We start from the raw sequence: 8,589 nt of genomic DNA on the forward strand, positions 1-8,589 counted from the left end.
CGGACTCAGCCTGCGGCCGCGTCCGCCCGCGCCTCCAGCCGACGCCGGAACTCCGCGGCCGCGGCATGCGGGTCGTCGGCCTGGGTGATCGCGCGCACCACGACGGCGCGGCGCGCACCGGCGTCGAGCACCTGGCCGAGGTTGTCGAGGTCGATCCCGCCGATGGCGAACCAGGGGCGGTCGCCGCCCAGCGCGGCCGTCTTCTCGATGAGGGAGAGCCCCGCTGCCGGACGGCCCGGCTTGGTGGGAGTGGACCAGGTGGGACCGACACAGAAGTAGTCGACCCCTTCCTCCGCGGCCGACGCGACCGCCGTTTCCGCGTTGTTGTTCGAGCGGCCGATCAGCGGCCCGTCCCCGATGATCTCCCGGGCATAGCGCACGGGCAGGTCGTTCTGACCGAGGTGCAGAACGTCGGCGCCCGACGCCCGGGCGATGTCGGCGCGGTTGTTGACGGCCAGCAGCGTCCCGTGGCGTTCGCACGCCTCGCGCATGACCTTCAGGAACTCCAGCTCCTGGCGCGCCTCCAGGGTCTTGTCGCGCAGCTGGACGATGTCCACGCCGCCGGAGAGTGCGGCGTCGAGGAACCCGGCGAGGTCGCCTCGCTCCTGCCGGGCGTCGGTGCACAGGTAGAGGCGGCTGCCGTCCAGGCGCTCACGCAAGCTCGCATTCACGGTGTCCAGGGTAATGCGGGCCGTACCGCCGGACGGAGCGGCCCGCAGCGTTTGGCCGCTCCGTTGTGCCTGCTCCGCGCTACAGTGCCATGGCCTGGGCGCGGCGGCGTACTTCGGTGCCGCGGCTGGCCATGATCGCCTCGATGGGTGCTCCGGGAAGCGTGTCATCGGGTGTGAACAGCCAGCGCAGCGCTTCCTCAGCGCTGAAACCGCAGTCGGCGAGGACCGTCAGTGTGCCGGGCAGCCCCTTGACGACCTCGCCTTCGACGATGAACGCGGCCGGGATCGAGACTTCCCCCTGTCGCTTGACACCGAGGAGCTTGTGGTCGCGGATGAGCTGCTTGATCCGGTTCGGGCTGACGTTCAGCGCCTTCGCGGCCTCCCGCATCGGCAGCCAGTCACCCACGAGGGCGTCGATGTCACGGTCATTCTGTGTCACGGAGCCAATCTGCCACACCCCGCTCCGGCGCAAACCCCCCTTTTCCCTGTTATCGCTCATGGCGTAGCGCAGGGGCGTTCTCCCTTTCGACCAGGGGTCGGTAAAATCGGGGAGTGTAGACAAGCAGATCCCCGCGGGAGCCGGGTGAAACCCGGCTGAGAGGGAGGCTGTGAGCCTCCGACCGCATGAACCTGATCCGGGTCATACCGGCGAAGGGAGAGGTTTCACATCGTGCGCACAGGAACCTCCCGCGATGTTGTCGTCGCGGGAAACGGGCTTATCGGCCTGGTCACCGCCTGGCGAGCCGCGCAACGCGGACTGAAGGTCACCGTTGTCTCGCGGGAATCCCGCAACGCCGCCTCCGGGGTCGCAGCGGGGATGCTCACTCCCGCGACCGAGGCCACGTTCGGTGAGGAACCGCTCATGCGGTTCTGCGTACTGTCCCGCGACCGCTACCCCGCCTTCATCGCCGAGCTGGAGGGCGAGAGCCGGCTGCACGCCGGTTTCCGGCCCAATGGCACCCTGCAGATCGCTTTCGACACCGACGACCTGGCCAAACTGACCGAACTCAGCGAGCTGCAGACCCGCCTCGGAGTCAAGGCCGAACGGCTGACCAGCCGCGAGTGCCGCAAACTGGAGCCGATGCTCGCGCCCTCGGTGCGCGGGGGCATCTTCGCCCCCGACGACCACTCGGTCGACCCGCGGATGCTCGCGGATGCGCTGTGGTCGGCCGCCGAGCGGAACGGCGTGGTCGGTGTCCGCGATCGCGTGACCGAGCTGCTGACCGACGGGGGCCGGGCCCGCGGTGTGCGCCTGGAATCCGGCGGCGAGATCAACGCCGAGCAGGTCGTGCTGGCCACCGGCGCCTGGACCCCCGGGATCGGAGGTGTCCCTGAAGGCGCCCTCCCACCGCTGCGGCCGGTCAAGGGCCAGTTGCTGCGGCTGCGGATGCCCGAGAACGAGCCCCCGATCGTCTCCCGCACTGTGCGCGGCCTGGTCAAGGGCTCTCCCGTCTACCTGGTCCCCCGGGCGGACGGCGAGATCGTCGTGGGCGCCACGCAGGAGGAGCTGGGGTACGACACCCGGCTGACCGCCGGCGGACTCTGGGAGGTCCTGCGCGACGCGCACGAACTGGTGCCCGGCGTGAGCGAGCTGGAGGTCACCGAGACGTGCGTCGGCCTGCGGCCGGGGTCCTCCGGCAACGAACCGTTACTCGGGCCGACCCGCCTGCCCGGGCTGCATGTGGCCGTCGGCCACTTCCGACACGGCGTGCTGCTGACCCCGGCCACCGGGGACGCCATGGCCGAGGTCCTGGCCGGCGGCGACCTACCGGACTACGCGCGGCGATTCGCCGCCACCCGAGAATTCGGCAGCGACAGAAACGAGTGAGACCAGTGGACGTGATCATCAACGGCGAGCGCCGCGACATGGCGCCGCACACCACGGTGGCCGACGTCGTCCGCTCTCTGACGGAGGAGAACAGCGGCATCGCGGTAGCGGTCAACGACGAAGTGGTCCCCAAGGCCGCGTGGGCCGGGACCACGGTCACCGAGAACGACCGGGTAGACGTGCTCACTGCGGTGCAGGGAGGGTGAGATGACCACTCAGATCAGCGTGCCGGCGGCCGTGGACACCCGGGACCCCCTCGTCATCGCCGACCGGGAGTTCGGCTCCCGGCTCATCATGGGTACCGGCGGCGCGCCGTCGCTGCACATCCTGGAGGAGGCGCTGCTCGCCTCCGGGACCGAGATGACGACCGTCGCCATGCGCAGGGTGGCCCCGAGCACGCAGGGGTCGGTGTGGGATGTGCTGCGCCGCAACGGTATCCAGCCCCTGCCCAACACCGCCGGGTGTTTCACCACCACCGATGCGCTGCGAACGGCCCGGATGGCCCGCGAGGCGCTGGAGACGAACTGGGTCAAGCTGGAGGTGGTGGCCGACGAACGCACCCTGCTCCCCGACCCGGTGGAGCTGCTCGACGCCGCCGAGCGCCTTGTGGACGACGGGTTCATCGTCCTGCCCTACACCAACGACGATCCGATCCTGGCGCGACGCCTGGAGCAGCTGGGATGCGCCGCGGTCATGCCGCTGGGCTCCCCCATCGGCTCGGGCCTGGGCATCCGCAACCCGCACAACATCGAACTGATCGTGGAACAGGCCGGCGTCCCGGTCATCCTCGACGCCGGGATCGGTACAGCCAGCGAGGCGGCGCTGGCCATGGAACTCGGCTGCGACGCCGTGCTGCTGGCATCGGCCGTCACCCGCGCCCAGGAGCCCATGCTGATGGCATCCGCCATGCGCGACGCCGTCACGGCCGGGCGGCGGGCGCGGCTGGCCGGACGGATCCCCGTGCGGCGCTACGCCGAGGCCTCCTCTCCCACTCCGGACTGAGCGGCACAGCCCCGGGCCCGCTCCTCCGGCGCCCGGGCTGTGACAAAAATTCTCCGTTCGACTACGCGCGGCCACAATACCGGGGTCACACCGGATGGCGCGGGTGCGGACAAGGCCGCGCATTCCGTTCTAGACCGCGTCATTCCCCCCTGGCGGCCTCATCCCCCTTACACTCACCCACGTGGACATGACGACTGCGGACCCGCTCGTTGGCGCGACCCTGGACCGGCGCTACTACGTCGAATCGCGGATCGCGGGCGGCGGCATGGCTACCGTCTACGTCGGTCACGATCTACGACTCGACCGGCGCCTGGCCCTGAAGGTCATGCACTTCTCCCTTGCCCAGGACCCCTCGTTCGTGCGCCGGTTCATCAACGAGGCGCACTCGGTCGCCAAGCTGTCCCATCCCAACGTGGTCCAGGTCTATGACCAGGGCAACGACCAGGGGCACGTCTACCTGGCGATGGAGTACGTGGCGGGTCGCACGCTGCGCGACATGCTGAACGAGCGCGGCCGGCTCGACTCGCAGCAGGCCCTGCAGGTGATGGCCCCCGTCCTGGCCGCGCTGGGCGCGGCGCACCAGGCCGGGATGGTGCACCGCGACGTCAAGCCCGAGAACGTACTGCTCACCGAGGACGGCCGGGTGAAGGTCGCCGATTTCGGCCTGGCGCGCGCCGTGGAGGACTCCCAGCAGGGGATGACGAAGACCGGAACGGTCATGGGGACCGCCGCCTACCTTGCTCCCGAGCAGATCGAGCGCGGCACCTCCGATGCCCGCTCCGACGTGTACGCGGCCGGCATCATGCTCTACGAGCTGCTCACCGGAAGCCAGCCGCACACCGGTGAGAACCCCATCGCGATCGCCTACCAGCACGTCAACTCCGACGTACCGCGCCCTTCCTCGGTCGTTCCCGGCACCCCTCCCGCGGTCGACGAACTGGTCACCAAGGCCACGGAGCGAGACCCCCGCTACCGCCCCAGCAACGCCGGGCAGTACCTGACTTCCACGCTGAAGGTGATGCCGCCCGGAGCCGGGGCCGCCGTCGGGCAGACCTCGCCGCTGGCCTACGACACGGCGGTCCCCGCTCCCGCCGGGGACTCCAGCGGGAGCGACACCCTGGAGGTCAATCTGGAGGGGGCCGACTTCGGCGGGCCGGAGCAGCGCCCCTGGCTCGGCCGGTACGGCCGGTACGCCGCCCTGGCGTTCGGCGTCGTCCTGCTTGCGGTGCTGCTCGGTTTCGGCTGGTGGATGCTGTTCGGCCGCTACGAGAACGTCCCCGAGCTGGCCGGTCTGGACGAGCAGGCCGCCGAACAGCGGCTGAGTGAGACCGGCCTGGAACTCGTCGTGGCCGGCGAGCGCGCCTACAGCGACCAGGCCGAGGCGGGCCAGATCGCCGAGAGCTCTCCCGGCGCCGGCGAGCAGATTCTGCCCGGCGATACGGTCACGGTTACTCTGTCGAAAGGGCCCCAGGTCATCGACATGCCGGACGTCGTGGGCGAGCCGGTGAGCGAGGCCCGCACGACGCTGGAGGAGACCGGGCTCGCCGAGATCGAGGAGCAGGAGAGCGTCTCCTACGACGAGCCGCCGGGGACGGTCCTCTCCAGCGACCCGGAGCCCGGGGCGGACGCCGACCGCGAGAATGCCGTCACCCTGGAGGTCAGTTCCGGCTTCGAGGTGCCCGAGGTCGTGGGCTCCCCGGAGGATGACGCTCGCGGGACGCTGGAGGAGGCCGGACTCAACGTCGAGGTCAACGAGGTGTCCAGCGACGCCGACGAGGGTGAGGTCGTCGGGCAGGACCCCGAGGCGGGGGTGACCGCCGGGCCCGGCGACACGGTCACCATCGCCGTCTCCTCCGGTGCGGAGAAGATCGAGATCCCCGACGTCACCGGTTTTAAGGTCAAGGACGCCGAGAAGGAGCTGAAGGACCGCGGTTTCGAGGTGGAGGTGAACGAGTCCCTCCTCGGCGGTGACCGCGTCCAGAGCTTCAGCCCGCAGGGCGAGGCGGAGGAAGGCGAGACGATCGAGCTGACCGTCGGCCCCTTCGTCCAACCGAGGGATCCCGACGATGGGGAGCAGGACGACGGCGACGGCGACAACGACGACGAGGACGACTAGGACGGCACGCCCGTACCGGTGCCGTCCCGGCGTTCCCGGACCGCCCGGCTCCGGCCCGCAGCGGACGGCGACCGCCCCCGGGACCTGCGCTCTCCCGCTCCGCCGAGGTCGCTCTCGCCGCTAAGGCCGCGCCCCGCCCTTACGCGGGAACGCGGCGCACCGAGGCCGTGCGGCTTTCCGGATCAGCCCAGCTCGGTCCACCCCTTGGAGCGCTCGACTGCGACCCGCCACCGCCGGTAGGCGGCCTCGTCGCGCTTCCCCGGCTCGAAGCGCCGGTCGAGCTTCCAGGTGTCCTTCAGCTCGTCGGTGGAGTTCCACACCCCGGTGCCGAGGCCGGCCAGGAACGCCGCGCCCAGAGCGGTGGTCTCCTGGACCATCGGCCGGGCCACACTGACCGCGAGCTGGTCCGCCTGGATCTGGCAGAGCAGGTCGTTCGCCGACGCCCCGCCGTCGACCCGGAGCTCGGGGAGCCTGGTTCCGGAGGCCCGCTCCATGGCCTCGGCGACGTCTCGGACCTCGAACGCGATCGCCTCCAGTGTGGCCCTGGCCAGGTGAGCGCGGCCGGTCCCGCGGGTGATCCCGAAGATGGCGCCACGGGCGTACGGGTCCCAGTCCGGAGCCCCGAGGCCGGTCAGCGCCGGAACGAACACGACACCGCCGGAGTCCTCGACAGCCCTGGCCAGCGCCTCGGACTGCGGGGCGCTGTCGAGCATCCCCAGGCCGTCGCGCAGCCACTGCACGGCGGCGCCGGTGACGAAGATCGCCCCTTCCAGCGCGTAGTCCAGGGTGCCGTCGGGGTGCTGCCACAGCACTGTGCTGAGCAGGCCGTGTTCCGGATCGACCGCCTCCTGGCCGGTGTTGACCAGGACGAAGGAACCGGTGCCGTAGGTGCACTTGGAGGTGCCCGGCGAATAGCAGTTCTGCCCGAACATGGCCGCCTGCTGGTCGCCGGCGATACCCGCGATCGGCAGCCGCAGGCCCAGGAACTCCTCGGGCTCCGTCTCGCCGACGGCGCCGTAGGAGGGAACGACCTCGGGAAGGGCCTCCATGGGGACGCCGAACAACTCGCACATCTCCTCCGACCAGCGCCCGGCCCGGATGTCGTAGAGCAGGGTCCGGGAGGCGTTGCTGGCGTCGGTCACGTGCCGCGCCCCGCCGGTCAGCCGGGCGATGATGTAGGAGTCGACCGTTCCGACGACGACGTCGCCGGACTCCACACCGCTCCAGGCCCGCTGGTCGTGCCGCCTGATCCAGGTGAGCTTGGTGGCGGTGAAGTAGGGATCCAGGCGCAGCCCGGTGATCCGGGTGACCCGACCCTCCTTTCCGAGGTCGCGCAGCTCCTCGCAGATACCTGCGGTCCGGCGGTCCTGCCAGACGATCGCTCTTCGCGGCGAACTGCCGCGCTTGCGGTTCCACAGCACGGCGGTCTCGCGTTGGTTGGTGATGCCGACGCAGCTCGGGGGCTGGTCCGAGGCGTCTAGGGCGATCTGGCACGCTGCGAGCGCCGCCTGCCATATCTCCTCGGGAACGTGTTCGACCCACCCCGACTCCGGGTAATGCTGAGCGAATTCCTGGTAACCACGGGAGAGGACACCGCCGTCCTCTCCGACGACAAGCGCGGTGACACCCGTTGTGCCGGCGTCGATGGTGAGCACGGACATGGGGTTGGCCTCCAGCAGCTAAGGCGACTATGGTCTAGACCACGTGAACAGTGTGGAACGGAGTGAACCCGATCCTTTTCGGATCGTCATCCGGAGGACCTACCCCGGGGTAGTCGCTTTCCAACGCTACGCGGGTACGTTTCCGTGACACTGTTCACACCGCCGCCTCCGGCGGCGCCCAACGGGATCCAGAGTCCATGCGAGAGCGCAGAGCACGCGCCGGTCATGGTGTTCTAGTCATCAGTGAGTTCGAGGAGTACACATGCGAGTCGGGGTGCTGACCGGTGGCGGTGACTGCCCGGGGCTGAACGCGGTCATCCGCGCGGTCGTCCGCAAGGGCATCAAGGACTACGGGTACGAGTTCGTCGGCTTCCGCGACGGCTGGCGCGGACCACTCGAAGGCGACACCATGCCTCTGGACCGCGCCGCCGTGAGCGGAATCCTGCCGCGGGGCGGCACGATCCTCGGATCCTCGCGCACCAACCTGATGAAGATCGAGGGCGGGGTGGATCGCGTCAAGGACAACATGGCCGGCCTCGGCGTCGACGCGCTGGTCGCGATCGGCGGTGAGGACACGCTCGGTGTCGCGCGCCAGCTGCACGACCGCGACGTCAACGTGGTCGGCGTTCCGAAGACCATCGACAACGACCTGAACGCCACCGACTACACGTTCGGGTTCGACACCGCGGTCAACATCGCCACCGAGGCGATCGACCGGCTGCACACCACCGCGGAGTCCCACCACCGCGCTCTGATCGTCGAGGTCATGGGCCGCCACGCGGGGTGGATCGCGCTGCACTCCGGCATGGCCGCGGGCGCCAACGTCATCCTGATCCCCGAGTACCCGTTCGACATCGACCAGGTCGTCGCGCACGTCGAGAGCCGATTCAAGACCAACTACGCGCCGATCATCGTGGTCGCCGAGGGGGCGCACCCCAAGGAGGGCCAGATGGAGCTCGCCACCGGCGACAAGGACGCCTTCGGTCACGTCCGCCTCGGCGGCATCGGCCAACGGCTGGCGGAGGAGATCGAGACCCGCACCGGCAAGGAGTCGCGTTCGGTCGTCCTCGGCCACGTCCAGCGGGGCGGTACGCCTTCGGCCTTCGACCGGGTCCTCGCCACCCGCCTGGGGGTGAACGCCATCGAGGCCGTCCACGACCGGGAGTTCGGGAAGATGGTCGCCCTCCAGGGCACCGGCATCGTCCGGGTCGACCTGTCCGCCGCCACCGACAAGCTCAAGACCGTCCCGGCTGAGCGCTACGAGGAGGCGGAGGTCTTCTTCGGCTGAGGCCGACCGGTACGGAACCCCCG

The 8,589-nt window shown here is 70.0% G+C and carries 8 protein-coding genes and 1 riboswitch; of the genes, 5 read left to right on the forward strand and 3 right to left on the reverse strand.

Annotated elements, in window-relative coordinates:
- Positions 1-5: 5 nt before the first annotated feature.
- Both thiE and VS93_RS17360 read right to left on the reverse strand, forming a co-directional pair.
- Positions 6-659 (reverse strand): thiamine phosphate synthase, encoded by a 654-nt coding sequence (gene thiE, locus VS93_RS17355; RefSeq protein ID WP_236700596.1) that lies wholly within the window; start codon positions 657-659, stop codon positions 6-8.
- Positions 660-750: 91 nt separating this feature from the next.
- The gene (locus VS93_RS17360; protein WP_082126969.1) at positions 751-1,110 is read right to left on the reverse strand and encodes an Rv2175c family DNA-binding protein; all 360 of its coding nucleotides are present in this window, start codon (positions 1,108-1,110) and stop codon (positions 751-753) included.
- 123 nt (positions 1,111-1,233) lie between these two features.
- Positions 1,234-1,345, forward strand: a riboswitch (TPP riboswitch).
- Here VS93_RS17360 and thiO point away from each other — a divergent pair.
- The 4 genes from thiO to pknB all read left to right on the forward strand — a co-directional run bounded on the left by thiO (position 1,342) and on the right by pknB (position 5,617).
- Positions 1,342-2,499 carry a glycine oxidase ThiO gene (gene thiO, locus VS93_RS17365; protein ID WP_046470959.1) on the forward strand — a complete coding sequence of 386 codons (1,158 nt, stop codon included), beginning with the start codon at positions 1,342-1,344 and terminating at the stop codon, positions 2,497-2,499. It overlaps the preceding riboswitch by 4 nt.
- 5 nt (positions 2,500-2,504) lie before the next feature.
- Entirely contained in the window at positions 2,505-2,705 is a 201-nt protein-coding gene (gene thiS, locus VS93_RS17370) for a sulfur carrier protein ThiS (RefSeq protein WP_046470960.1), read from the forward strand.
- Between the two features lies 1 nt (position 2,706).
- Positions 2,707-3,501: a thiazole synthase gene (locus VS93_RS17375; protein ID WP_046470961.1), complete on the forward strand. Its 795-nt coding sequence runs from the start codon at positions 2,707-2,709 to the stop codon at positions 3,499-3,501.
- Positions 3,502-3,682: 181 nt separating this feature from the next.
- Positions 3,683-5,617 (forward strand): Stk1 family PASTA domain-containing Ser/Thr kinase, encoded by a 1,935-nt coding sequence (gene pknB / locus VS93_RS17380; RefSeq protein WP_046470962.1) that lies wholly within the window; start codon positions 3,683-3,685, stop codon positions 5,615-5,617.
- A 182-nt stretch (positions 5,618-5,799) separates the two neighbouring features.
- Here the strand turns inward: pknB and glpK are convergent, their stop codons facing one another.
- Complete coding sequence (glpK, locus tag VS93_RS17385; RefSeq protein ID WP_046470963.1) at positions 5,800-7,278, reverse strand: glycerol kinase GlpK; 1,479 nt, start codon at positions 7,276-7,278, stop codon at positions 5,800-5,802.
- Between the two features lie 262 nt (positions 7,279-7,540).
- Here glpK and VS93_RS17390 point away from each other — a divergent pair, with 262 nt between their 5' ends.
- A complete protein-coding gene (locus VS93_RS17390) occupies positions 7,541-8,566 on the forward strand; it encodes a 6-phosphofructokinase (protein WP_046470964.1) in 1,026 nt (341 codons plus the stop codon).
- Positions 8,567-8,589: the final 23 nt, after the last annotated feature.

It is taken from the genome of Allosalinactinospora lopnorensis (assembly GCF_000981225.1).
Classification (GTDB): Bacteria; Actinomycetota; Actinomycetes; order Streptosporangiales; family Streptosporangiaceae; genus Allosalinactinospora; species Allosalinactinospora lopnorensis.

Bases quoted from the DNA above. Each gene is read 5' to 3' on its own strand.
- VS93_RS17375 (WP_046470961.1), top strand. From the start codon at position 2,707: ATGACCACTCAGATCAGCGTGCCGGCGGCCGTGGACACCCGGGACCCC.
- glpK (WP_046470963.1), bottom strand. From the start codon at position 7,278: ATGTCCGTGCTCACCATCGACGCCGGCACAACGGGTGTCACCGCGCTT.
- VS93_RS17390 (WP_046470964.1), top strand. From the start codon at position 7,541: ATGCGAGTCGGGGTGCTGACCGGTGGCGGTGACTGCCCGGGGCTGAAC.